The following is a 23,400-nucleotide window of genomic DNA, read 5'->3' as shown; positions in this document are numbered from 1 at the left end:
ACGCTGATGCCCGCCTCCGTCGTCATCGTCGACCTATTCGGTCTCCTTCTTGCCGTGACCGGCTTTACGATGGCGTTCCGCCAGCATGTCGCGCGCGGGCTTCTCGGGCGGCCGCTTCGCCCGACCGCCCGCCAATCCGCGGACGACGACGAGGATCCGCTTACCTATGTGCTGCGTATCGCGGGCGTGATGGTCATGGTCTTCGGTGTCGTCATCGCCGGCATGGTGACGCTCATCCACCTTCGGTAGCGGAGAGCCCATGGACGTTTCGAAACCGCCCGCCACGCAAGCTCCCCCATGGCGTGTTTCGCAATGGTTCAACACGGACCGGGCGCTTGGCCTCGACGATTTCGACGGCCGGATCGTCGCTCTCCATGCTTTCCAGATGCTGTGTCCGGGCTGCGTTCAGGCGGGGTTGCCTCAGGCGCAGCGCATCGCCCGGACTTTCGACCCCGCGCGCGTCGCGGTGGTCGGCCTCCACACCGTCTTCGAACATCACGATGTCATGACGCCCGCGGCGCTCGCTGCCTTCATCCATGAATACCGCTTGAGCTTTCCTATCGGCTGCGACGAGGCTGGCGATCCGGGGCCGCTCCCCAGGACGATGCAGGCCTATGGCATGCGCGGAACGCCGAGCCTCATTCTGATCGACGGCAAGGGATTGATCCGCAAGCACAGCTTCGGCGTTGAAGATGACATGCAGGTCGGCGCGGACATCGCCGCTCTGCTTGCCGAACAAGGAGCGTTAGCGTGAGCATCGAACAGATTCCGCAGCAGCAGATCGAGGCGCTCGCGCAAGCGGTGGCCGAGCGGTTCAGTACGGAAAACCAAGGTCTGGAGGAACTGGCCCGCGCGGCTGCGGCGGCGCTTCTCCATCGGACCCCAGAAGCTGCATCGGGCGCCGAGGACGCCCTCGTATCCGACATCGCCGCACGGGCGCGCGTTATCCTCGCCCGGGAGCCCGCCGCAGATCCGGTCGACGAGGCCTCCACGGAATCCTTTCCGGCCAGCGATCCGCCGAGCTGGAACGGCCACGGGACACCGAAGGCGTGAAATCGGTCACTCTGCGCGTCAAGCGCATCTATGACCCGCCGTCCGACGACGACGGCCAACGCATTCTGGTCGACCGCATCTGGCCGCGCGGGGTCAAACGTGAAGCGGCGCGTCTCTCCGAGTGGCTGAAGGCGATCGCGCCGTCGGAAGATCTCCGCAAATGGTTCGCGCACGACCCGGCCCGCTTCGACGGCTTTCGCAGGCGGTATCGCGACGAGCTTGACCGCAATGCCGATGCCGTCGCCAGGCTGCGAGCCCTCGCCGCTCGCGGGACAGTGACGCTTCTCTACGCGGCCAAGGATGCCGCGCATAACCACGCCGTCGTCCTCGCGGAATATATCGGCCAACGGTCCCCATGATGCGCCCAGCCGACTGCGTGAAACGTCGGGGCGACCCCGCTTCACTTTCACCGCCGTTGGCATGCCGGTAAAGCTGAATGGTCCGATCAGCGCGCAAGAGGGTGGCAGGGATGACCAACTGCGTTGGCCCCTTCGACCTATTCTCCACGCGCTGATCGGGCACGCCGCGACCGATTGGCGATCCAGTCCCAAACTAAGGAACAACCCGTAACGACCCGGCCTGCGCGCCTGCCTAGGCTTCGTCAACCAACCGGGCGTTCCTGCCCTCCTGACGGCCAGGCGGCCGCCAACCACGGAGCAAAACCCTATGAGCGAAGTCGGTCACGATCTCCATGCGGCCTTTCCCCAGGATGCCGCGATCCTGCACAGCCTGAAGCTGGAAGACGCACATTATCGGGAGGTCGCAGCCCGCTATCACGACACGACCCGCGAAATCTCGCGCATCGAATCCGGGATCGAAGCGAGTTCCGACGAGCGACTGGAGAACCTCAAGAAGGAGCGGCTCGCAATGCTCGACGAGGTCGCCGGCCTGATCGCGGCGCGTAAGGTTCAAACCGCCGAGTAGTTCCCGACCGAGACCGGGTGAGGAGCGAATAGCGGCAGTCGTTCGTCGTCGGTTTTTTTCCTCTTGAAACCGAAATCGCGTTCACTAGCTAATTTCGTACCGGGCGCCGTGTTCGGGTCCGGCTGGACATAGAGGGCGCCGGCTCTCCTATACCGGCGCAGCTCATGGTCCAGATCGCTTCATCAGGAGGATTTGGAAATGAGAACCAACTTTGACTTTACCCCGTACCGCCGTTCGACGGTCGGCTTCGACCGTCTGTTCAACCTGCTCGAGGCGGGCGCGCGCGAGGATGACGGCTATCCGCCGTTCGACATTCTGAAGGTCGACGAGGACAGCTTCCGCATCACGCTCGCTGTCGCGGGCTTCCGGCCCGAGGATATCGAGCTGGTCGCTCAGCAGAATCTGCTCACCGTCACCGGCAAACGCGCCGATGATGACGGCAAGGGCGAATATCTGCACCGCGGCATTGCGGCGCGCGCTTTCGAACGGCGCTTCCAGCTTGCCGACTTCGTGGAAGCCGGGAACGCAACCTTCGAGAACGGTCTGCTTTCGGTCGATCTGAAACGGGTCGTGCCCGAGGCGATGAAACCGCGCCGCATCGAGATCGGCGGTAGCCAACCTGCCGCCACTCGCCTTGGCGAGGCGAAGGAGAAGGTGAGCGAAGCTGCCTGATCCTGCGCCCACCGGCCTGCCGGCGCCGCGTCCTCCCCGTACCCCCCGCGAGCGGCGTGCGGCAGGTTAGCCACAATCCAGCCAGAAGAGGAGATGACCATCATGGCTTTTCGTGATCTCATTCCCTGGAGCCGGCAGGAAAACCGGCTGCCGGGTCCGGTGAGCGCCGAGCGTGAGCGCGAATCCCAACCCCACCCGCTGCTCTCGTTGCATCGCGACGTGAACCGGCTTTTCGACGACATGCTGCGCGGCTTCGGAATGCCGGCCTTCGGCGGTTTCGACCGCGGCCTGTCGTGGCCCCATGTCGAACTTGCTGAGACCGACAAGGAGATCCGCGTGACCGCCGAGCTTCCCGGCCTCGACGAGACGGACGTCGAACTGACCGTCGAGGACGGGGCTCTCACCTTGCGCGGCGAGAAGCATGCCGAGGTCGAGGACAAGGACCGCGGCTATTCGGAGCGGAGCTACGGCAGCTTCGAGCGCCGGATTGGCCTGCCGCAGGGTATCGACCGCGACAAGGTGACCGCCAACTTCAAGAACGGCGTGCTCACCGTGCTCCTGCCACGGACGGAGGCGGCGAATGAGAATGTTCGCCGGATTCCCGTCAATGGTAAGGCGGCATGATCGATCGGTCCGGGACTTCGGTCCCGGGCCTTCGGCCAACGACAACTCGCTCGTGGCAGGCTCCAGGCTGCCGCTCGATGCGCGCGCCATCGTCGAGCCTGTGCCGATAGCCACCAACCAGGGCGGTCGAGCCAGGCGGGGCCTGTGGCGCGTCCGGTTTCACCCCCGATGGGGTCCGTCGGCCGATCCCCTCACGGGCTGGACCGGCGGCGGCGATCCGCTCGATACCATTGAACTCCGATTTCCGGACCGCATGTCGGCCGAGGCGTACTGCCGCCGCCAGGGATTGATCTTCACGAGCCATGGCGAGCCAGCCGCTCCCATGCCGTCGGCCCTGTCGCCGGCCTCGAAGCCGATGCCTGTCATCTGCTGCTGGCCCGCCGGTCCGCATCAGTTGTGTTGCGGCCAGTACAAGCTCGCAAGTTAGGCAATGTCACATCCGCAAAGCCCAAGGCCTCAAATCATGGAGGATTATGATGAAACTGCTTGTTCGCTCAGCCCTGCTCGCCGGCATTGCTGCCCTCGCGGTCGCGGGGACGGCGCTTGCCGGCAATTTTCGGGGCAAGGTGATGACGGTGAACCTGCCCGACGGTCTGATCGCCCGCGTCGAATACCAGGGTGACGTGGCGCCGAAGGTCACCGTCGAGCCGCCCGACGGCGAGCTGGAGGTTGCCTGGTCGGGGGCAAGCGGGGCGCCATTCACGATGCTCGACCGCATCTCGGGCGACCTGGATCGCCAGTTCGACACAATGGTCCGCCAAGTTCGCCTGCTGGAGGCATTGCCCACTACCGATATGGGTCTGGCAAATTGGCCTTCGGCGCAGGCTTTGCCGGCCAATGCGACACGCTACAGCTATGTCGCGACCTCGACCGGCAAGGGCTTCTGCGCGCGCAGCATGGAAATCATCTCGGAGGGTCCCCATCAGAAGCCCAGGATTACCACCTCGACGTCGGGCGATTGCGTCGCGGGTTCAGCGCCGCCACAAAAGCCCACGGCATCCGCCCATAATACTTGAGCCTCGTTTGATGACGGAGCGGCTTCCAGGCCGCTCCGTCAACTGCCCGGGGGTCGTCCGCGCTCCTGCCTGTGTGCGGCTTCGTCGAGCGCGCCTAGGACGCGGTCGATCACGCCGGCATTGCTTGCGGCCTTGGGCAATTCCCGCACCGCGAACTGCTGGAGACGGGTGAGGTCGGCCTTGGGAACTACGATCTCAATCGGCATCTTGCCCAAATGCTCGGGCTTCACTCCCTGCGCCGTCCGCCCCGAAGCAAGGAAATGATCGAGGAACCGCTTGCGGTCAGCGAAGCTCCAGCCCAGTGCTTCGAGTTCTGTTGGGCTGATGGTCAGCAGGGCGATCGCGAATTCCATGATGTCGTCGAAAGCGAGCCGCAGGCGCACATCGTCCTTGCGCGAACGCAGACGGCGAAAAAGGTCGCCTTTCACGGAAGCGATATCACGCCATCGACCGCGCGCCACTCAGCCGGACGGATCAACCGGTCATGCTCGATCCGGACTGAATGCAGGGCGGCCTCGATCTCGCGCCGCCAGTGGTCGAGAAAATCGAACAGCACCGGGAAATCTGGCGCGAGATCATATTCCTGCCATACGAACAGCTGCAGCAGCGATGGCGCGTCGGGCCGGTAGAAGTGAATCTCCGCCGTCGTCAGTCCATAGCCCTGCAGCTGTGCGATAAAGCCTCGCTCGGTCATTGTAACGGTCGTGTAGATTCCGAGCCATTGTCCAGGTCATGCATGGCCGCGAGGATTTCGTCGATCGAAACCGCGCGCCTGGCACCGGGCGGCTTTCTCAAGGCTGGTTGGTCCCGCACCGCGGATCGATCGGACGCCCAGGATGCGAGGATGGCGCGTTTCACCTCCGGCTCCAGGCTCGGATGACGCGAAACGTCGAAGGGATGAAGAAAACGGGAAAATGGCTGCGACATGGCCGTGCCTCCTTTCCTAGTGTCGCTCCTTTCAAATGCGTGGGCTGTGCCCAGCACGATAAGATTTGGTACGACCTTGAGTCGCGTCAAGAGGGATTTTCGTCTCCTAAGCCACTGATAAGGGCGACATTGGCACTCACACTTATCGAGTGCCAAATTTTTTCGTTCCCCCTCTTGAACGGAAAAATGAAGCTTCCTAGTTCCGCGGAACCTGTCGTTCGGATGAACGCAGGCTATCACAACTACGCTTTTGCATCTGGAGGTTATGCATGCATTTCCGACCCTTGCACGATCGTGTGCTTGTTCGCCGCATCGACGCCGAGGAGAAGACCTCGGGCGGCATCATCATTCCCGACTCGGCCAAGGAAAAACCGCAAGAGGGTGAAGTCCTCGCGGTCGGACCGGGCACCCGCGACGAAAGCGGAAGGCTGACGGAATCGACGGTTAAAACCGGCGACCGCGTGCTCTTCGGCAAATGGTCGGGGACCGAGGTCAAGATCGACGGCGAGGATCTGCTCATCATGAAAGAGAGCGACATCCTCGGCGTGATCGAGACCCAAGCCGAGCTCAAGCAGGCGGCCTGAGCCGACCCGCTTTTACTCAAACATCAGGAAGGAAATCTTAGAAAGGAGTTGAGGCAATGGCTGCCAAGGAAGTGAAGTTTGCGTCCGACGCGCGTGATCGCATGCTGCGCGGCGTGGATACGCTTGCAAACGCAGTGAAGGTGACCCTGGGCCCCAAGGGCCGCAACGTGGTCATCGAGAAGTCGTTCGGCGCGCCGCGCATCACCAAGGACGGCGTCACTGTCGCCAAGGAAATCGAACTCAAGGACAAGTTCGAGAACATGGGCGCACAGATGCTGCGCGAGGTGGCGAACAAGCAGAACGACAAGGCCGGTGACGGAACGACGACCGCCACCGTGCTGGCCCAGGCGATCGTGCGCGAGGGCTCGAAGGCCGTCGCCGCCGGCATGAATCCGATGGACCTGAAGCGGGGGATCGACATCGCTGTCACGGCGGTGGTCGAGGATCTCCAAGCCCACGCCAGGAAGGTCAGCGCCAACAGCGAGATCGCGCAGGTCGCGACCATCTCGGCGAACGGCGACGAGGAAGTCGGCCGCATTCTCGCCGAGGCGATGGAGAAGGTCGGCAACGAGGGCGTCATCACCGTCGAGGAGGCGAAGAGCCTCGCGACCGAACTCGAAACGGTCGAGGGCATGCAGTTCGACCGCGGCTACCTCTCGCCCTACTTCGTGACCAATGCCGAGAAGCTCAAGGTCGAGCTCGAGGATCCCTACATCCTCATCCACGAGAAGAAGCTCTCGAACCTGCAGGCGCTGATCCCGCTGCTCGAGCAGGTGGTGCAGTCGGGCCGGCCGCTGCTCATCATCGCCGAGGACGTCGAGGGCGAGGCGCTGGCGACCCTCGTCGTCAACAAGCTGCGCGGCGGTCTCAAGGTTGCGGCGGTCAAAGCGCCGGGCTTCGGCGATCGCCGCAAGGCGATGCTCGAGGATATTGCTGTCCTGACCGCCGGCGATGTCGTCAGCGAGGAACTCGGCACCAAGCTCGAGAGCGTCACGCTCGGCATGCTCGGCCGCGCCAAGAAGGTCATCATCGACAAGGACAACACGACCGTCGTCGATGGCGCCGGCGCCCGCGCGGACATCGATGCCCGCGTCACGCAGATCCGGGCGCAGATCGAGACAACGGCGAGCGACTATGACCGCGAGAAGCTGCAGGAGCGCGTGGCCAAGCTCGCTGGCGGCGTCGCGGTCATCCGCGTCGGCGGTGCGACCGAGGTCGAGGTCAAGGAAAAGAAGGACCGTGTCGACGACGCGCTCCATGCTACCCGGGCCGCGGTCGAAGAGGGCATCCTGCCGGGCGGCGGGATCCCGCTGCTGCGCGCCCTCAAGGTGCTCGATGGTCTCAAGGTCGGCAACGACGATCAGCAGTCGGGTATCGACATCGTCCGCCGCGCTCTGCGCGCGCCGGCGCGCCAGATCGCCGACAATGCCGGCGAGGACGGCGCCTTCATCGTCGGCAAGCTGCTCGAGAGCGAGGACTATAACTGGGGCTTCAACGCCGCGACCGGCGTCTACGAAGACCTGGTGAAGACCGGCGTCATCGATCCTGCGAAAGTCGTGCGGACCGCGCTGCAGGATGCGGCTTCGGTCGCCTCGCTGCTCATCACAACCGAAGCGCTCGTCGCGGAGGTGCCGAAGGAGGAGAAGGCCGCGCCGATGCCGGCGATGGACTACTGAAGCCAGAGGCGGGCCGCATATCGGGCCCGCCTCTCTCCATCCACCCCGCTGGCGGCCCGCCGCGCGCTGATCGGAAGTTTCTCGACGAGCGGAGGTTGACCGTTCGATCGTGAAGGATCACGGCCCGGGAGTGGCGCGATCCGCGCGAACGGCGGGTCCAGCAGATTTGCAGCTGAGCGCCGCGCGCGCCGCAAGCGGCAGGCGCGCCCGCAGAGGCTGTGTTCCCGCGAGGTTCTACCGTGTCGTCGATTTCTCTAATTCTGTGGAATGGGCCGGTCGCGCAGCTTTGGTCGACCGACGTTGTCGCGGCGCCCGACCGCTTCAAGGAGCCTGATGGTGACTCTTAAAGACACCGGGCGCAGCGACAATGGACATGAAGTCGCGCAGCCCACTGGCTGGGCAAAACCGTTGACACCGACCTTCCTCACAAAGCCCTGGGGCCGCCGAGACGGGTTGCCGGGATCTGAGAATGCGCAGACGCTCGGCGAGATCGTCTATCAGTCAAACAGCCTCGGCCTGGTCATCAAGTGGCTGCAGACCAGCGAGGCCCTGTCGGTGCAGGTCCATCCGCCCGGACCCCGGCGCAAGCACGAATGGTGGCACATCATCGAGGCGCGACCCGGAGCCTATATCGATCTCGGTCTGCAAGAGACGGTGACACCTGACCGGATCGCCGCGGCGGCGCGCGATGGCAGTCTGTCGGGTCTATTGAACCGCATCGTCCCATTGCCTGGCGACAGCTTCTACATCGAAGCCGGCACCATCCATGCGTTCGGCCCGGAACTGACTGTGCTCAAAGTCCAGGAAGCGAACGACGTCACCTACCGCATGTTCGACTATGGGCGGCCACGCGAGCTACAGGTAACGCAGGCCGTCGGCGAGGCGCTGCTCACGCCGAGCGTGCCGCGCGCCTTCCCCGACGACGATGCGCCTTTTGCCGTCACGCCCATCACGCTCCGAGCCGGAGAGAAGGTTGTGGTCACGCCCGAGCGCGCCTGCCTGGCCGTGATAAGCGGCGGAGGCGATCTCGCAGATCACGCCTTCACGGCGGGCGAATGCTGGCTCGCTCGCGGACCCGTGGCGCTCCAAGCGCACACCCAATCGACGTTCGTGCTGGCCGAACCCCGGCCGCGAAATGCGCAAACATCCGATGATGGAGCCAATGATGAGTGACCATGCCTCGACTCCACCGGTCCGCCATGTCGCGCTGATCGGGAATTTTCCGCCGCGTCGGTGCGGCATCGCGACCTTCACTGCCGATCTCCACGCCGCGCTGCGCGCGGCCGAGCCGGACGCGAAGCTGTCGACCGTCGCCATGACCGATCCCGGCATGGCCTATCAATACCCGGAAGAAGTGGGCTACGAAATCGCCCAGGGGCGGCTCAAGGACTATCTCGCCGCGGTCGAGCACATCAATGCCCGCAATCCCGACATCGTCTGCGTCCAGCACGAGTTCGGCATCTTTGGCGGGCCGTCGGGCGAGCATCTGGCGGTCATGCTGGAGAAGTTGCGCGCGCCCGTTGTCACGACGCTCCATACGATCTTGCCGGAACCGGACCCGGATCAGCGCCGGGTGCTGGAGCGCGTCGCCGCGGCTTCCTCGCGGCTCGTCGCCATGACCGAGATGGGCCGGACCATTCTGACCCGCGATCTTGGGATCGCCCCCGAGAAGGTCTCGGTCATTCCGCACGGCATTCCCGACCTGCCTTTCCTCGATCCGGCTTACGGGAAGCACCACTTCGGGCTCGACGGGCGCGACGTGGTGCTGACCTTCGGCCTGCTGTCGCCGAACAAGGGCATCGAGGTCATGATCGCCGCGCTTCCCGAACTCGTGGAGCGCCATCCCGATCTCACCTATGTAGTCCTTGGCGCGACCCACCCGCATCTGATAGCGCGCGAAGGGGAAGTCTATCGCCACGAACTCGAAGCGCGCGTGCGCGATCTCGACCTTGAGGATCACGTTCGCTTCGTGAACGACTATGTAGACGCGCCGACCCTTCAGGCCTGGCTCTCGGCAAGCGACATCTACGTTACACCGTACCTCTCGGAAGCCCAGATCACGAGCGGCACGCTCGCCTATAGCGTCGGGCTCGGCAAGGCCGTCGTCTCCACGCCCTACTGGCACGCGCAGGAACTATTGGCCGAAAGGCGCGGCCACCTCGTGCCATTTGCCTCGCCAAAGGCTCTCGCCGAGGCGATCGGCATGCTCCTCAGCGACAGAACACTCCGCGACGAACTGCGGCGCAATGCCTATGACGCGGGGCGCGACATGGTGTGGCCGGTGGTAGCGCAGCGTTACATGGCGTTGTTCCAGGAGGCTCGCGAAGAGGCAGTGGGTGGTATCGACCTGACGCCTCTGCAAACGACGTCGACCACCCCGCCACAGCCTCACCTCGGCGTAATCGAACGCATGAGCGACGATTGCGGCATGCTTCAGCATGCGCGCTCGACGATTCCCGATCGCCGGCACGGTTACTGCCTCGACGACAATGCCCGTGCGCTGATGCTCGCCGCGCAGTGCGAAGCCGAGGAGATCGACGGTCGACGCGCCGTCAGCCTGGCGCGGACCTATGCCTCGTTCGTCGATTTCGCCTGGGACGAGGCTGCCGGCCGCTTCCGCAACTTCATGGGCTATGATCGCCAGTGGCTCGAACGCGAGGGCTCCGAGGACAGCTTCGGGCGCGGACTCTGGGCGCTCGGCCGCACGGCCGAGCTGACCCGTAGCCATGGCCTTAAACTCTGGGCGACCTCGCTTTCGGACCGGGTCATCCCGTGCAGCAACTTCCTAGCTAGTCCGCGCGCCCGCGCATTCGCGATCCTGGGCCTGGCGGCCTATCTCAAGGTGTATCCCGGCCATCGCGCGGCGCGCGCCCAGATCGAGATCTATGCGACCCAACTGCTCGACCTCCTCAGAGCGCAGCGAAGGGAGGGATGGACCTGGTTAGAACCGGTGCTCGCCTACGACAATGCACGGCTACCCGAAGCGCTGCTCCGCGCGGGCATCGTGCTCGAAAGCAAAGATATGCGGGAAGAGGCTGTGGCCGCCCTACGCTGGCTGTGCGGTCAGCAGACCGCACCCGAGGGCCATTTCCGGCCCGTCGGGACGCAAAGCTTCGGAGTTGCCTATGACGCGGCGCGCCCTTTCGATCAGCAGCCGCTCGAAGCCTGGGCGACAATCGAAGCTTGCGCCCTCGCCTTCGAACAGACCGCCGACCGCTTCTGGGTCGAGCAGGCCGAAGCGGCCTTCGCATGGTACTTGGGGGCGAACGATATCGGCCTTCGCCTCGCTACGCCTGACGGCGGCTGCTTCGATGGCCTCCAGGTCGATAGGGTGAACCTCAACCAGGGTGCGGAATCCATCCTCGCCTATCAGTTCGCGATCATGGCGATCCGGCGCCTGCGCACGCGGGCGAACCATTGCACCCAGCAGGCCGACAACCCGGTCGGAAGCGCCGAGGGGGCGGCTGCATGCACCTAATGAGCCCCGGCGTTTCCTCGTTGTACGCGCCATCGACGGTGGGTGCGAGGTGATCGATGTCTTCGGCTTTGCAGCCCTGCAGGCCAGCGCAGGCGGTTCGCATGCTCTGCGAACTCTGTCGCGAAGGACTTGCTGCATGGTCGGCATGGATACCGGCAGCCGGTCTTGCTCTACTCTGGCTGTCGCCCCCTCACCCCACGACAGGCACCCTCGTCCTGACCTGCATTGTTTTGGTGATGTCGGTGCTCGCGGCCGTCCACCACGCCGAAGTGGTCGCCCACCGCACCGGCGAGCCGTTCGGCACATTGATCCTTGCCGTTGCGGTCACCATCATCGAGGCGTCCCTGATCCTCTCGATGATGATCAGCGGGCCGGCGAGCGGGACGCTGCCGCGCGATACGGTCTTTGCCGCGATCATGCTGATCCTGAATGGGCTGGTCGGCCTGTGCCTGCTCGTCGGCGGGATCCGGCATCGCGAACAATATTTCGTACTCGAAGGGGTGAACGCCGCGCTGTGCGTGCTGGCGGCGTTAGCAACACTCGTTCTCGTGTTGCCGACCTTCGCTTCAAGCTCGGCCCCCAGCTACTCGAAGGCGCAGCTCGGCTTCACCGCCATCGCCTCCCTGGCTCTCTATGCCACTTTCGTTTTTGTCCAGACGATCCGCCATCGCGACTATTTTCTGCCGCCAGGCGAGGGCGATCTCCTGGCCAATGCGCACGCGCTTCCACCCACCAGCCATCGCGCTGCCCTATCGCTGGTCTTGCTGCTCATCGCGTTGCTCGCGGTCGTGCTGCTGGCCAAGCATCTCGCGGGACCGCTGGAACTGGCCATTGCCGCCATCTCGCTTCCGAGAGCAATTGTCGGCGTCGTGGTCGCGGCGCTCGTACTTGCGCCGGAGAGCGTGGCGGCCTACCGGGCCGCACGCCGGAACCGCCTTCAGACCAGCTTGAACCTGGCGCTGGGGTCCGCGCTCGCGACGATCGGCCTTACCATTCCTACAGTGGCGGTAGCAGCACTCGTTATGGGCTGGCAGCTGTCGCTCGGCATCGGCCCGCGCGAAATAACTCTGCTCGCCCTGTCGCTGGGCGTCGCGATGCTTTCGTTCGGAACCGGGCGAACCACGATATTGCAGGGCGCAGTGCACCTGGTCCTGCTTGCAACTTACCTTTTCACCATTCTCTCGAACTGAACCAAGGCAAACGCGGCTGTCGCTTTGCGGCCGCTTAAAATGGAGACCGCCACATGAAATATCTGTTGTTGCGTCAGGGGAAGGAAGACGGCGAACCGGCAACCGCCGAGCATTTCGACAGCGAGTTCGAGGCCACTAACTGGGCACGATCATGGCTGCAATCGCATGCCGAGCATGATCGCTATGTCCTCAAGCCGGAAGACGATTCCCGAAACCTGCTCATGATCCGCACGGTCGCCGGGCAGTGGTACGCCATGCCGTTAGCCGATCCAGTCCGCTGACGAACGGCGGACGGGCGCAGGCTTCGCGCCGCGTGCTTTAAACAAATCCCGGTCAATCAATGCGGCGCGGAACCATCCGGGTTGCGCCCGGTCATCATATACCATTGTTCCAAGGTGCTGGGCGCACCGATCAGCCGCTAGATGGCTTCACATACACTATAGGCCGCGGCATGCTCTTCATGCTCGTCCAGAATAGCCAATGCCCGGCTGAGCAAACCTTTGGCTTCGACCAGCTCCTCGGTCAGCACGCGCTCCGTGAAGTGCATGACGCGTCTCCTCCCGTGCGAATTCAGGCTTATTTAACACAAATACGCAGGGGAGGTCATCGAATTTAGTTTCCATTTTGGGAGAAGCCGGAACGGACGCATCATTCAAATACTGTCCGAATGCCGGCAAGATTCAGTGTTTGCGAACGAATTCGGCTCTGAGAACCAGGCCCTTTATGCCTTCGTAGCGGCAATCGATCTCCTGGCTGTCGCCCGTCAGCCGGATCGATTTGATGACGGTGCCCTTGCGGAGCGTCTGGCCCGCGCCTTTCACCTTCAGATCCTTGATCGTGATGACGCTGTCGCCATCGGCGAGCAGGTTGCCGACAGAGTCCCGCACCTCGACCTGTTGCCCGGCCTCGGCGTTGGACGCCGCCTCTGCGGCGGAGATCCACTCGCCCGATGCTTCGTCATAGACATAGTCGTCGCTCGTATCGCTCATTGGAAAGCCTCTGTGATTACCGTTCAGTCGAGATTCGCTGCGCCAGAAGACGCCGCCGTGATAGCCGCCGCGGCGCGCAGGGCTGCCGGAAAGTCTTCGCACAGGACGACCCGCTCGCTTCCCGCACCGAGCCCGACGCGCTCCAGCATCGCGCGCGGTTGCGACTGGAGACCCGAAAGGATGACCCTGGTGTTCGCCGACGCCGCTTGACGGACGATCTCCTCGATCGTCGTCACCCCGCTCGCATCGAGGAGCGGAACGCGCCGCATTCGCAGGATCACCACCCTGGGAGAACGGCCGATGCGGCGCAGCGTGTCGAGCAGCTCATTGGCGACGCCGAAGAAGATCGGTCCGTCGATCCGGAAAACCTCGACCCCATCGGGCAGGGCGTCGCGCTGATCGATCTCCTCGCTTTCGCCCTCCCGTACCTCACCACTGCGATCGTTGGCGATCTCGACCGTCCTGCTCATGCGCATCATGAAGACCAGCGACGCGAGCGTCACGCCCACGCCGATCGCGACGGTCAAGTCGACAAGGACAGTGAGACCGAAGGTGAGCAGCAGCAGCGCGCGGTCGCCATTGGGCATGCGCAGGAGCTGAATGAAGCGGTGATGCTCGCTCATGCCCCATGCGACCATGAAGAGGATCGCAGCGAGCGCGGCGAGCGGCACATAGGCCATGAGGGCGGAGCCGAAGAGGACGAACAGCAGCAGGAACACGGCGTGAATCATGCCAGCCACGGGCGTGATGGCCCCGGCCCGGATATTGGTGGCCGTGCGTGCGATCGCGCCCGTCGCCGGCAAGCCGCCGAACAGCGCGGAAGCAAGGTTCGCGACGCCCTGACCGACCAGCTCCTGGTTCGAGCGATGCCGCGAGCCGATCATGCCGTCAGCGACCACCGCGGAGAGCAGAGCCTCGATCCCGGCCAGGAAGGCGATCGTGAAAGCCGACGACATGACCGCCTGGAGCTTCGCCAGCGACACGTCGGGCAGGGCAGGGGCCGACAACCCCGTCGGCAAATTCGGAAAGCGCGAGCCAATGGTCTCCACGGGCAAATGCAGCAGCGCCACGATCGCGGCCGCGACGACCACCGCGATCAGGAAGCCCGGCCATTTCGGCGCCCATTTGCGCAGAGCCACGATGAGCGCCAGCGACCCCACGCCGATGGCGAGCGTCACGCCCTGCACGCTGCCGAGCGCGCCGAAATAGGCCTCCCATTTTGGAATGAAGTCTGCCGGTACGGCCTTCATCGAGAGGCCGAGGAAATCCTTCACCTGGCTGGACGCGATGATCACCGCGATGCCAGCCGTGAATCCGGTGACCACCGGCTGGGGAATGAAGCGAACGAGACTGCCGAGACCCGAATAGCCCGCGACGATCAGCATGAGGCCGGCCATGAGGGTCGCGAGCAGCAAGCCGTCATAGCCATGCTGGGCGATGACGTTGAAGACGACGACCACGAAAGCGCCTGTCGGACCGCCCACCTGGACGCGCGACCCGCCGAGCGCGGATATCAGGAATCCGGCGATGACCGCCGTGACGAGGCCTTTGTCGGGCGACGCGCCGCTGGCGATCGCGAGCGCCATGGCGAGCGGCAACGCGACAATCGCAACGGTCAGGCCGGCGACCGCGTCGCGCCGAAAGCGGCCCAGCGAATAGCCTTCGCCGAAAACCGTGACGAGCTTGGGCGTAAACGCAGTCAGCCGCGCGCTATGATACATTGCTCCCGACCTCCGGCGCTTCGGCCTGGTCGAACAGGACCGAAAGCACCCGTCTCGGCTGCCGGCCCGCCGCCGTCTCCTTGAGCCGCACTCCACGCCCGGCGCCATTACTCGGCGCATTCTCGCCGATGATCTCGATGCCGGCCGCCTCGAGCGCATTGATGACCTTGACCAGCGTGTCGACCACGCTGCGCACCTGGCCCTCGGACGACTCCATGCGCTGGATCGTCGGCAGCGAAACGCCGGAAAGAGCGGCGAGCTGGCGCTGGTCGATACCGAGCATCGCCCGGGCAGCCCGCATCTGCTGAGAGGTGATCAATCGCGTCTCCATGATGTATGAGACATCAAATCACAATCTTACATATCATAGCTTCGATATGCTAGATGGATATTGCATGTTGCTCCGCGCGAATGGAGCATCCCCTCTATGGAGCCTTCCGCCATGCCGAACCTGTTTGCCCGAACCCTGCTTGCCGCTCTCGACGAGGATGCGAGGGTTCAGCGCAACCTGGGGACCGCCGAGCTCATCGAGCAGGCGGTCCGCAATGGTGAGGGTCTGCTCGCCGCCGACGGGCCGTTCGTCGTCGCCACGGGCAAGCACACCGGCCGCTCGGCACAGGACAAATATATCGTCCGCGACGCCGAGACCGAGACCAGCGTCTGGTGGGGCAAGACCAACGTCCCTATGACGCCCGAGCATTTCGCCAATCTTCGCGTCGATTTCATCAAGGCGCTTGAAGGCAGGGATCGCCTCTACGTCGCCGATCTGTTCGGCGGCTCGCAGGCGGAGCACCGGGTCAATGTCCGCGTTGTCACCGAGCTCGCCTGGCACAGTCTCTTCGTCCGCACGCTGCTCGTGCGCCCCTCGGCCGACGAGCTCGAAGGCTTTGCCGCCGAATATACGATCATCGACCTGCCGAGCTTCCGTGCCGACCCCGCGCGCCATGGCTGCCGCAGCGAGACGATCGTCGCGGTCAACCTTTCCGAAAAGCTGATCCTGATCGGCGGCACCGCCTATGCCGGCGAGATGAAGAAGAGCGTGTTCGGCATTCTCAACTACCTGCTGCCGACGCGCGGCGTGATGCCGATGCACTGCTCGGCAAATATCGGCCCCGCCGGCGACACGGCCGTGTTCTTCGGCCTGTCGGGGACCGGCAAGACGACGCTTTCGGCCGATGCCAGCCGCACCCTCATCGGCGATGACGAGCATGGCTGGTCGGATACCGCGGTCTTCAATTTCGAAGGCGGCTGCTATGCCAAGATGATCCGGCTCTCCCCCGACGCCGAGCCGGAGATCTACGCCACCACCAAACGCTTCGGCACGATCCTCGAGAACGTGGTGATCGATCCCGAGACCCGCCAGATCGATCTCGACGATGACAGTCTCGCCGAGAACAGCCGAGGCTCCTATCCTATCGACTTCATCCCGAATGCGAGTGCGGACAATCTCGGGCCCGTGCCGGCGAACATCATCTTCCTGACAGCTGACGCCTATGGGGTCCTGCCGCCGATCGCCAAGCTCACGCCCGACCAGGCGATGTACCACTTCCTTTCGGGCTATACCGCGCGGGTCGCCGGAACCGAAATCGGCGTGACGGAGCCCTCGGCCACCTTCTCGACCTGCTTTGGCGCACCCTTCATGCCGCGCCACCCCTCCGTCTACGGCAATCTTCTCAAGGAGCGGATCGCCAAGGGCGGGGTGAAATGCTGGCTGGTCAATACCGGATGGACGGGCGGCGCCTATGGGACGGGGCAGCGCATGCCGATCAAGGTCACCCGCGCCTTGCTGAACGCGGCGCTTTCCGGTGACCTCGACACTATCACATGCCGCATCGATCCCATCTTCGGATTCCAAGTCCCCGTAGCCGCGCCGGACGTCGACGACCGCATTCTCGATCCTCGCTCGACCTGGGCCGACCCCGCCGCCTATGACGCGACCGCCGAGAAGCTCGCTCGCCAGTTCGCCGAGAATTTCCGCCAGTTCGAGGACGCCGTCGATGCCGCCGTCATCGCCGCCGGCCCCCGTGTGCTCAGCGATGCCTGAACCGGACGCGTTCGACGCGCTGCGCGATCGGCTCGCCAGGAAAAGCCGCCCGGCAAAGCCCGCCCCGCAGGCCGATCATGCCCCTCCGGCCTCGGTCTGGGCTGCGATCGGCCGAGCTGTTCTCGGGCGGTGTCCCTCTTGCGGAACGGGGAAACTCTTCCGGCGCTTTCTGAAGCCGGTCACGCAATGCGCCTCGTGCGAGGAGGACTGGTCGCCGCAGCAGGCGGACGACTTCCCCGCCTATGTCTCGATTTTCCTCACCAGGCATATCCTGGCGCCGCTGATCATCGCGCTCGTCAAGGATTCAGACCTTTCCGTCGCGGCCTTGATGGCCATCATCTTTCCCCTGGCGATCGTGATGATGATCGGGCTGCTGCAACCGGCCAAGGGCGCCATCATTGCCGTCCAATGGTGGTTCGGCATGCATGGATTTCCGCGGCGCCGTCAGGACACCTCCGGATGAGCACAGGCGTTTCACGGTTACCGCCAAAGTAAGCCGGGCCCTTACCGTACCGGCACGTCCGCGCCGCTTTGGTTGCCGCGCTCGGCGGCTAAGGAAAGAGACTGCTATGGAAGACATCTATATCGTCAGCGGCGTGCGCACGGCGATCGGCGATTTTGGCGGCTCATTAAAAGCCTTCAGACCCGCTGAACTCGGCGGCAAGGTCGCCGCTGAAGCGCTCCGCCGCGCCGGCGTGGCTCCGGGAGACGTCGAACACGTCGTGTTCGGCCAGGTGGGAAACACCAGCGCGCGCGACGCCTTCCTTGCGCGCGTCTGCGCGCTCAATGCCGGTATTCCGAGCGAGGTGCCGGCCTTCACACTCAACCGTCTTTGCGGCTCGGGCATCCAGGCGATCGTCTCAGCAGCGCAGATGATGAAGCTGGGCGAGGCAGCGATCACCCTCGCCGGCGGCGCCGAGTCCATGACGAACACGCCGTTCCATGACCATTCGACGCGCTTTGGCCAGAAGATGGGCAACGTCATGCTCGAAGACGCGCTGACCATCGGTCTCTCGGACCCGATCGGCGACTATCATATGGGCATCACCGCCGAGAACATCGCTGAACGCCACCAGGTGTCGCGCCGGGACATGGACGTGCTGGCCGTCACCAGCCATCAGCGCGCTGCCCGCGCCCAGGCCGAGGGCCGCTTCAAGGAGCAGATACTCCCGATCGAGATCAAGACCCGCAAGGGCACGGTCCTGTTCGACGCCGACGAGCACGTGAAAGGCGACACCAACCTCGAAACGCTCGCCGCTATGAAGGCGGCGTTCAAGAAAGATGGCAAGGTCACCGCTGGCAACGCCTCAGGCATCAACGACGGCGCTGCCGCCGTGGTGATGGCGACACGTGCTGCGGTCGATGGGCGGGGCCTCAAGCCGCTGGCCCGCATTGTGGCCTGGGGCCACGCCGGGGTAGAGCCAGAATATATGGGCGAGGGCCCGATCAAGGCCGTGCCGATCGCGCTCAAGCGCGCCGGCCTAACGCTCGATCGGATCGACGTGATCGAGAGCAACGAGGCTTTCGCTGCCCAGGCTGCCGCGGTCGCCAAGGTGCTCGGTTTCGACCCCGAGAAGGTGAACCCAAACGGCTCGGGCGTCGGCCTCGGCCATCCGGTCGGCGCAACCGGGGTAATCCTGACTATCAAGACCCTTTACGAATTGAGACGAATCGGCGGGAAATATGGCTTGATCACAATGTGCATCGGGGGCGGCCAAGGTATCGCCCTCATCATCGAAAATTTAGTCTAGAGATTGTTCGAACCGGCTTCCCTGCTGCGGGGCAGCGTGCGGAGCCATTGATGATTATAACCTCGCAGCCCGCACGACGTCGTCCAGATAGCGGTCGAGCAGCAGTTGTTGTGATGTGAACTTGGCGATATTCGCGTCGCGCAGCCGTTCGAGATTGAGCAATTTCCAACGCACGGCCGGCAGTTCCGCGAGAGCTGGGCTTAGGCCGGCAGCATTCCAGTCGGGCTCTATCGCGAGGAAGCTCGTCAGAAACCGCCGGCTGCCCGACGCCCCGGCCATCTCTCCCGCCTGGCTGATCAACCGATCCCTTGCAGCCAGCAAGGTCTCCAGGCTTTCATTCTCGACCGTCATACCCACGAACTCGGCATCATATTGCGCGGAGATGTCGAGGCAGTGAGGGGCGAGCAGTTCGTGGATGGGACGGGGATGGCTGACGAGATAGATGAGGAAGGCGCGGAAGAGCTGTTCGTCGATACCGCCGTGGGAAAGGAGATGATGGATGTCGAAGAGATCGCGGGGATGCTGGCGATCGAGCGCCGCCGCCATCTTGCCTGCGTAAAGGTCGGGCAGCGAGACCACCTGCATCTCCGCAAAGCCGAACCGGTCCTCGACGGCCGGGACAACTGTCCGCACCTCGGGCGGGTAGACCGTGCCGCGCAGAACCGGGGAAACCTCGATCTTGATCGCGGCGCCGCCCGAATGGACGATCAGGCGCTTGCCGTCCGCCAGAAGATGCCGCTCGACCTTCAGGCCCCGCGCCTCGAGACGCTCGGCGACGCGGTCCAGCCCGTCGCTCACAGCGCGCAGCGAGGTCTCGCGGTCGGCGACCGGGAGATAGACGAGATCGATGTCGACCGAGAGGCGAGGGAGGTCGCGCACGAACAGGTTGATCGCCGTCCCGCCCTTCAAGGCGAAGTCCGCCTCCGGCGCGATCTGCGGAATCGCGCGCAGCAACAGCGCCACCTGGTCGATGTAGCGCTCCGACGTCATGCCTCGCCTTCCCGCGCCGCGACGAAGGAGGCCGGTACCGTGATCTGGTAGTGCGGATCGAGCCGGCCGCCGGCCGCGAGCTGTCGCTTGCCCTTGCCGAGATCGACCTGGGTCCGGTCGACATGTTTGGACCAGCCATGTCCATGGCGATCGGCGTAGAACAGGAACAGCCGTTTCGCCCGCACGCTGCGGCAGCTTGCGAGCAACTGCGTGACGAGCCGGGGTCGCAGATTGGAGAGCCCCTGGAACATCTCGTCGGCGAGTTCGAAGGCCACGTCTTCCGGAACTTCATCCAGCATTTCGATCGACGCGCGCTCCTCGCCGGCGACTCGCAGGAAATTGTCCCAGGGATCGGACCGCGACGGTTCCTTGACCGCGCTGCCGAGCCTGCCCGTGCCGAGCTCATAGCGCCGCCACTCGACGCCAAGCGAGACGTTCGAGAAGAGCAAACGCGTGCGGACGAAGAGCGCCGCGTCGAGCGGGAGCCGCCCGAGCCAGGGCGGCGCGCTGAACTCAGGATCGTAGAGATGAACCTTCGCAGGACCCCCGAGCTTGAGATAATGCCCCTGACCGAGAAGATCGAGCGCCGTGGGGCCGCCGACATAGAAGCTCGACGGCCGCAGCGCCTGGGCGGAAGCGACCGCGAGATCCCAGCGAAGCCCGGGTGAGGAACCGCCCGACCGCCGGTAGACCCGGGAGGCGACACGCTCGAGCCAGTGGTTCTTCACATAGGCATGGATCGAGGAGCGCGATATGCCCTGATCCTGCAGCCAGGCGCTGTCGACCAGCTGCCCGGGCGCCAGTCGGGACAGGAGTCGGTTTAGCGGAGGGCTCGTTTGTTCATCCATGACGAACATTTTGACATGGATGCAAACCAGCGGCAATGAGCTGGTTTAGAAATATGCTGAAGCGTTCACCCTGAGTTTGCTTCTTGGGGCATTTGTAAACCAACGACGCCGCTTTGGCGCGACCAAGCCGGACGAAAGGGAGGGGAGATGCGCGAGGTTCTCAAAATTGCGGCGGGCGTGTTCCTCGGCATGCTCGCCTTCTGGATCGTGACGACCATCCTGCCGACCTTCCTGCCGCCGAGCGCCGAGGCGCAGGCCGCACAAGACCTGCTGGAGCGCCAGTTCGCGCCGGCGCATTGAGCGGGAAATTCAGCGGGGCGAGGGGAAGTCGGCCCTAGGCCGACTTGCGCCCCCATTCCCGGTTGATGCCGAGCGCGGCCAGCGTGCACAGCGCGCCCGAGAGCAGATAGGCCCCGACCGCGATCAGCCCGAAATTGCTCGCGAGCAGCAGCGCAGCGAGCGGCGCGAAACCAGCGCCGATCAGCCATGCCGCCGTCGCCGTCGTGCCCGCTCCCGTATAGCGGTGCTTGGGCGAGAAGCTTCCGTTGACCGCGCCCGAGGATTGCCCGAACGCAAGACCCAAGAGCAGGAAGCCCAGCATCATGTAGGTCCACTCGCCGCTGTCGCCCTTGCCGAGCAGTTGCGGTGCGAACCCACTATAGGCCGCGATGAGGGCGGCCGATACGCCGAGCACCGTGCGCCGTCCGATCCGATCCGCGATCACGCCGGACAGCATGACCGCGACGACGCCGACGACCGCGCCGACGATCTCGATGACGAGGAAGCGCGCGGGCGCCTCATCGTGGAGAATGACCCAGGAGAGCGGGAACACCGTGACGAGATGGAACAGCGCGAAGCTCGCGAGCGGCGCGAAGGCCCCGAGCACGACGGTCCGCCCTTCCTCGCGGAACATCTCCATCACGGGCGAGGGCTGAAGCTCCCGGTTCTCGTAGAGGCGCTCGAAACCCGGCGTCGAAATCAGGCGCAGACGGGCGAACAGCGCGACGACGTTGATCGCGAAGGCGACGAAGAAGGGATAGCGCCAGCCCCAATCGAGGAAATCGGCCGGCGAGAGCGTCGTCAGCAGGAAAGCGAAGACGGCCGCGGCCACGAGAAGCCCAAGCGGCGCTCCAAGCTGCGGGATCATCGCGAACCAGCCGCGGCGCTCGGACGGCGCGTTCAGCGACAGCAGCGAAGGAAGGCCGTCCCAGGTTCCGCCGGTCGCGAAACCCTGGCCGATGCGGAGCAGGCCCAGCATGAGAATGGCGAAGACCCCCGCCGACTGGTAGCTCGGCAGGAAGGCCATCGCCATCGTCGAACCGCCCAGCAGGAAGAGCGCGATCGTGAGCTTGACGCCGCGCCCATGCTGCCGGTCGATCCACAGGAACAGGAACGCGCCGATCGGACGGGCGATGAACGCGAGCGCGAACATCGCAAAGGAATAGAGCGTCCCAGTCAACCGATCGACGAAGGGAAATATGACGCTGGGGAAGACCAGCACCGAGGCAATCGCATAGACGAAGAAGTCGAAGAATTCCGACGTTCGCCCAATAACGACACCGACCGCAATTTCACCCGGTTTGATGCGATGCTCGCGCGCATTTATCAGGCGCGCGTCGCGTTCCAGCGGAGTGGACGACGCCGGTTCCATGGTCGTGCTCACCATCCCCTGCTTCCCTCCTTCGACATCAAATTGTACTGTCCGTGAGCACTTTAGCACCAACGCATTGATTCGCGATCCTGTTTGATGGTGACCGATATGCGGCGGATAACAATTGACCTGCGTCAAAGTCGCGTGGGCCGCGGGAGGGCTATCGGGTCATATGCCTAGGCGAGAATCCCCCATCCGGCGCTGGATGCGCACATTGTTGGCCACGGGCGCGCTCGCGCTCCTGAGCGGCTGCGACATGGTCGTGATGAACCCCACGGGTGATATCGCGCTCCAGCAGCGCAACCTTATCCTCACCGCAGTCGGCCTCATGCTGCTGATCATCGTACCGGTGATGGTGCTGACCGTGCTGTTCGCCTGGCGGTATCGGCGCGGCAATCCCAACAAGGTCTACGATCCAAGCTTCGATCACTCGACCACGCTCGAGCTCATCATCTGGTCGGGTCCGCTTCTCATCATCATCGCGCTCAGTCTCGTGACCTGGACGAGCACCCATCTGCTCGATCCCTTTCGGCCGCTCGAGCGGATCGCGCCGGGCCGGCCGGTGCCGGCGAACACGAAGCCGCTCGAAGTGCAGGTCGTGGCGCTCGACTGGAAATGGCTGTTCATCTATCCCGAGCACGGCGTCGCATCGGTCAACGAGCTCGCCGTTCCCGTCGATGTGCCGGTCCATTTCTCGATCACCTCGACCAGCCAGTTCAACACCTTCTACGCCCCGACCCTCGCCGGCATGATCTACGCCATGCCCGGCATGAAGTCGGAGCTGAACGCGGTACTCAACAAGCCCGGCGACAGCTGGGGCTATTCCGGCAACTATACCGGGCGCGGCTATTCCGACATGCGCTTCCAACTGCGCGGCATGAGCCAGGCCGACTTCACGTCCTGGGTGGCAGGGGTGAAGAAGGGCGGCGGCGCTCTCAACGCGGCCGACTATCTCAAGCTCGAGGTTCCGAGCGAGAAGGTGCCCGTGATCCGCTACGCGGCGGTGCAATCGCAGCTCTTCGACCGCGTCCTCAACCAGTGCGTCGCGCCCGGCAAGCCCTGCATGGTCGATGTCATGGCGCAGGACAGCGCGCGCTCGGCCGAGAGCCTGCGCCGTCTCGGCCACGCGCCCGCCAGCGACACCGCCATGCCCGTGCCGCGGCCATCCCCCGGCGACCCGCACAACCATCCCATGTCGTCTCCGGTTCGGCCGCTCGCTCCGAGCGCGTCCGCCACGACGAACCCATGATCAAGACCGCGAG

30 protein-coding genes are annotated in these 23,400 nt (G+C 64.3%); 20 read left to right on the top strand and 10 right to left on the bottom strand.

All coding sequences use genetic code 11. The annotated features are described in order from the left end of the window. Nucleotides 1-6: 6 nt before the first annotated feature. From ACM61V_RS18675 to ACM61V_RS18635, 9 genes are all read left to right on the top strand, one after another. Nucleotides 7-249, top strand: coding sequence for a hypothetical protein (locus tag ACM61V_RS18675; protein ID WP_419714435.1), 243 nt, complete (start codon nt 7-9; stop codon nt 247-249). Between the two features lie 10 nt (nt 250-259). Beyond that, a complete protein-coding gene (locus tag ACM61V_RS18670; protein ID WP_419714434.1) occupies nt 260-754 on the top strand; it encodes a peroxiredoxin family protein in 495 nt (164 codons plus the stop codon). Next, entirely contained in the window at nt 751-1,053 is a 303-nt protein-coding gene (locus tag ACM61V_RS18665; protein WP_419714433.1) for a hypothetical protein, read from the top strand. The genes ACM61V_RS18670 and ACM61V_RS18665 overlap by 4 nt, the downstream gene beginning before the upstream one ends. Further along, nucleotides 1,050-1,412 carry a DUF488 domain-containing protein gene (locus ACM61V_RS18660; RefSeq protein WP_419714432.1) on the top strand — a complete coding sequence of 121 codons (363 nt, stop codon included), beginning with the start codon at nt 1,050-1,052 and terminating at the stop codon, nt 1,410-1,412. Before ACM61V_RS18665 ends, ACM61V_RS18660 begins: the two co-directional genes overlap by 4 nt. 307 nt (nt 1,413-1,719) lie before the next feature. Then, complete coding sequence (locus tag ACM61V_RS18655; RefSeq protein WP_107394446.1) at nt 1,720-1,977, top strand: YdcH family protein; 258 nt, start codon at nt 1,720-1,722, stop codon at nt 1,975-1,977. 198 nt (nt 1,978-2,175) lie between these two features. After that, on the top strand, nt 2,176-2,649 hold the full coding sequence (locus ACM61V_RS18650) for an Hsp20 family protein (protein WP_419714431.1): 474 nt from the start codon (nt 2,176-2,178) through the stop codon (nt 2,647-2,649). Nucleotides 2,650-2,751: 102 nt separating this feature from the next. Further along, nucleotides 2,752-3,273, top strand: coding sequence for an Hsp20/alpha crystallin family protein (locus ACM61V_RS18645; RefSeq protein ID WP_419714579.1), 522 nt, complete (start codon nt 2,752-2,754; stop codon nt 3,271-3,273). Then, nucleotides 3,230-3,700 (top strand): NADH dehydrogenase ubiquinone Fe-S protein 4, encoded by a 471-nt coding sequence (locus ACM61V_RS18640; RefSeq protein WP_419714430.1) that lies wholly within the window; start codon nt 3,230-3,232, stop codon nt 3,698-3,700. Before ACM61V_RS18645 ends, ACM61V_RS18640 begins: the two co-directional genes overlap by 44 nt. 49 nt (nt 3,701-3,749) lie before the next feature. Then, nucleotides 3,750-4,289, top strand: a complete 540-nt coding sequence (locus tag ACM61V_RS18635) for a hypothetical protein (RefSeq protein ID WP_419714429.1) — start codon at nt 3,750-3,752, stop codon at nt 4,287-4,289. 38 nt (nt 4,290-4,327) lie between these two features. Here ACM61V_RS18635 and ACM61V_RS18630 read toward each other — a convergent pair whose 3' ends face one another. Genes ACM61V_RS18630 through ACM61V_RS18620 form a run of 3 tightly spaced genes read right to left on the bottom strand, consistent with a single transcriptional unit; the run spans nt 4,328 to nt 5,216 of the window. After that, nucleotides 4,328-4,717: a hypothetical protein gene (locus ACM61V_RS18630; RefSeq protein WP_419714428.1), complete on the bottom strand. Its 390-nt coding sequence runs from the start codon at nt 4,715-4,717 to the stop codon at nt 4,328-4,330. Next, nucleotides 4,714-4,983, bottom strand: coding sequence for an usg protein (locus ACM61V_RS18625; protein ID WP_419714427.1), 270 nt, complete (start codon nt 4,981-4,983; stop codon nt 4,714-4,716). Before ACM61V_RS18625 ends, ACM61V_RS18630 begins: the two co-directional genes overlap by 4 nt. After that, nucleotides 4,980-5,216, bottom strand: a complete 237-nt coding sequence (locus tag ACM61V_RS18620) for a hypothetical protein (RefSeq protein ID WP_419714426.1) — start codon at nt 5,214-5,216, stop codon at nt 4,980-4,982. The genes ACM61V_RS18625 and ACM61V_RS18620 overlap by 4 nt, the downstream gene beginning before the upstream one ends. A 269-nt stretch (nt 5,217-5,485) precedes the next feature. On the opposite strand from ACM61V_RS18620, the gene ACM61V_RS18615 reads away from it, so the two are divergent. The 6 genes from ACM61V_RS18615 to ACM61V_RS18590 all read left to right on the top strand — a co-directional run bounded on the left by ACM61V_RS18615 (nt 5,486) and on the right by ACM61V_RS18590 (nt 12,425). Beyond that, complete coding sequence (locus tag ACM61V_RS18615) at nt 5,486-5,800, top strand: co-chaperone GroES (protein WP_419714425.1); 315 nt, start codon at nt 5,486-5,488, stop codon at nt 5,798-5,800. A 56-nt stretch (nt 5,801-5,856) separates the two neighbouring features. Beyond that, nucleotides 5,857-7,476, top strand: coding sequence for a chaperonin GroEL (gene groL, locus ACM61V_RS18610; RefSeq protein WP_419714424.1), 1,620 nt, complete (start codon nt 5,857-5,859; stop codon nt 7,474-7,476). Nucleotides 7,477-7,776: 300 nt separating this feature from the next. After that, nucleotides 7,777-8,649, top strand: a complete 873-nt coding sequence (locus ACM61V_RS18605; RefSeq protein ID WP_419714423.1) for a class I mannose-6-phosphate isomerase — start codon at nt 7,777-7,779, stop codon at nt 8,647-8,649. Then, a complete protein-coding gene (locus ACM61V_RS18600) occupies nt 8,642-10,954 on the top strand; it encodes a glycosyltransferase (RefSeq protein ID WP_419714422.1) in 2,313 nt (770 codons plus the stop codon). Before ACM61V_RS18605 ends, ACM61V_RS18600 begins: the two co-directional genes overlap by 8 nt. A gap of 101 nt (nt 10,955-11,055) precedes the next feature. Then, nucleotides 11,056-12,144, top strand: a complete 1,089-nt coding sequence (locus ACM61V_RS18595; RefSeq protein WP_419714421.1) for a calcium:proton antiporter — start codon at nt 11,056-11,058, stop codon at nt 12,142-12,144. A gap of 53 nt (nt 12,145-12,197) precedes the next feature. Beyond that, entirely contained in the window at nt 12,198-12,425 is a 228-nt protein-coding gene (locus tag ACM61V_RS18590; protein ID WP_419714420.1) for a hypothetical protein, read from the top strand. Nucleotides 12,426-12,562: 137 nt separating this feature from the next. On the opposite strand, the gene ACM61V_RS18585 is transcribed toward ACM61V_RS18590, so the two are convergent. The 4 genes from ACM61V_RS18585 to ACM61V_RS18570 form a co-directional block, all read right to left on the bottom strand. Next, on the bottom strand, nt 12,563-12,691 hold the full coding sequence (locus tag ACM61V_RS18585; protein ID WP_419714419.1) for a hypothetical protein: 129 nt from the start codon (nt 12,689-12,691) through the stop codon (nt 12,563-12,565). 133 nt (nt 12,692-12,824) lie between these two features. Beyond that, nucleotides 12,825-13,133 carry an alkylphosphonate utilization protein gene (locus ACM61V_RS18580; RefSeq protein ID WP_419714418.1) on the bottom strand — a complete coding sequence of 103 codons (309 nt, stop codon included), beginning with the start codon at nt 13,131-13,133 and terminating at the stop codon, nt 12,825-12,827. A 23-nt stretch (nt 13,134-13,156) separates the two neighbouring features. Then, nucleotides 13,157-14,854, bottom strand: coding sequence for a SulP family inorganic anion transporter (locus ACM61V_RS18575; protein ID WP_419714417.1), 1,698 nt, complete (start codon nt 14,852-14,854; stop codon nt 13,157-13,159). Beyond that, nucleotides 14,844-15,173 carry a helix-turn-helix domain-containing protein gene (locus ACM61V_RS18570; protein ID WP_419714578.1) on the bottom strand — a complete coding sequence of 110 codons (330 nt, stop codon included), beginning with the start codon at nt 15,171-15,173 and terminating at the stop codon, nt 14,844-14,846. Before ACM61V_RS18570 ends, ACM61V_RS18575 begins: the two co-directional genes overlap by 11 nt. 123 nt (nt 15,174-15,296) lie before the next feature. Between ACM61V_RS18570 and ACM61V_RS18565 the strand changes: the two genes are divergently transcribed. From ACM61V_RS18565 to bktB, 3 genes are all read left to right on the top strand, one after another. Next, entirely contained in the window at nt 15,297-16,898 is a 1,602-nt protein-coding gene (locus tag ACM61V_RS18565; RefSeq protein WP_419714416.1) for a phosphoenolpyruvate carboxykinase, read from the top strand. Continuing rightward, a complete protein-coding gene (locus ACM61V_RS18560) occupies nt 16,891-17,361 on the top strand; it encodes a DUF983 domain-containing protein (RefSeq protein ID WP_419714415.1) in 471 nt (156 codons plus the stop codon). Before ACM61V_RS18565 ends, ACM61V_RS18560 begins: the two co-directional genes overlap by 8 nt. Before the next feature lie 106 nt (nt 17,362-17,467). Further along, entirely contained in the window at nt 17,468-18,649 is a 1,182-nt protein-coding gene (gene bktB, locus ACM61V_RS18555) for a beta-ketothiolase BktB (RefSeq protein WP_419714577.1), read from the top strand. 54 nt (nt 18,650-18,703) lie between these two features. Here bktB and ACM61V_RS18550 read toward each other — a convergent pair whose 3' ends face one another. After that, entirely contained in the window at nt 18,704-19,639 is a 936-nt protein-coding gene (locus tag ACM61V_RS18550; protein ID WP_419714414.1) for a nucleotidyl transferase AbiEii/AbiGii toxin family protein, read from the bottom strand. Further along, on the bottom strand, nt 19,636-20,487 hold the full coding sequence (locus tag ACM61V_RS18545) for a type IV toxin-antitoxin system AbiEi family antitoxin domain-containing protein (RefSeq protein ID WP_419714413.1): 852 nt from the start codon (nt 20,485-20,487) through the stop codon (nt 19,636-19,638). Before ACM61V_RS18545 ends, ACM61V_RS18550 begins: the two co-directional genes overlap by 4 nt. A 147-nt stretch (nt 20,488-20,634) precedes the next feature. Between ACM61V_RS18545 and ACM61V_RS18540 the strand changes: the two genes are divergently transcribed. Beyond that, on the top strand, nt 20,635-20,787 hold the full coding sequence (locus tag ACM61V_RS18540; RefSeq protein WP_419714412.1) for a hypothetical protein: 153 nt from the start codon (nt 20,635-20,637) through the stop codon (nt 20,785-20,787). 34 nt (nt 20,788-20,821) lie between these two features. Here the strand turns inward: ACM61V_RS18540 and ACM61V_RS18535 are convergent, their stop codons facing one another. Next, on the bottom strand, nt 20,822-22,153 hold the full coding sequence (locus ACM61V_RS18535) for an MFS transporter (protein WP_419714411.1): 1,332 nt from the start codon (nt 22,151-22,153) through the stop codon (nt 20,822-20,824). Between the two features lie 190 nt (nt 22,154-22,343). On the opposite strand from ACM61V_RS18535, the gene cyoA reads away from it, so the two are divergent. Further along, complete coding sequence (cyoA, locus tag ACM61V_RS18530; RefSeq protein WP_419714410.1) at nt 22,344-23,387, top strand: ubiquinol oxidase subunit II; 1,044 nt, start codon at nt 22,344-22,346, stop codon at nt 23,385-23,387. Nucleotides 23,388-23,400: the final 13 nt, after the last annotated feature.

The organism is Sphingomonas sp. TX0543 (assembly GCF_048565505.1).
GTDB lineage: Bacteria > Pseudomonadota > Alphaproteobacteria > Sphingomonadales > Sphingomonadaceae > Sphingomonas.
The sequence above is the reverse complement of the archived record's forward strand: the minus strand, read 5'-3'. Positions and strand labels throughout refer to the sequence as shown.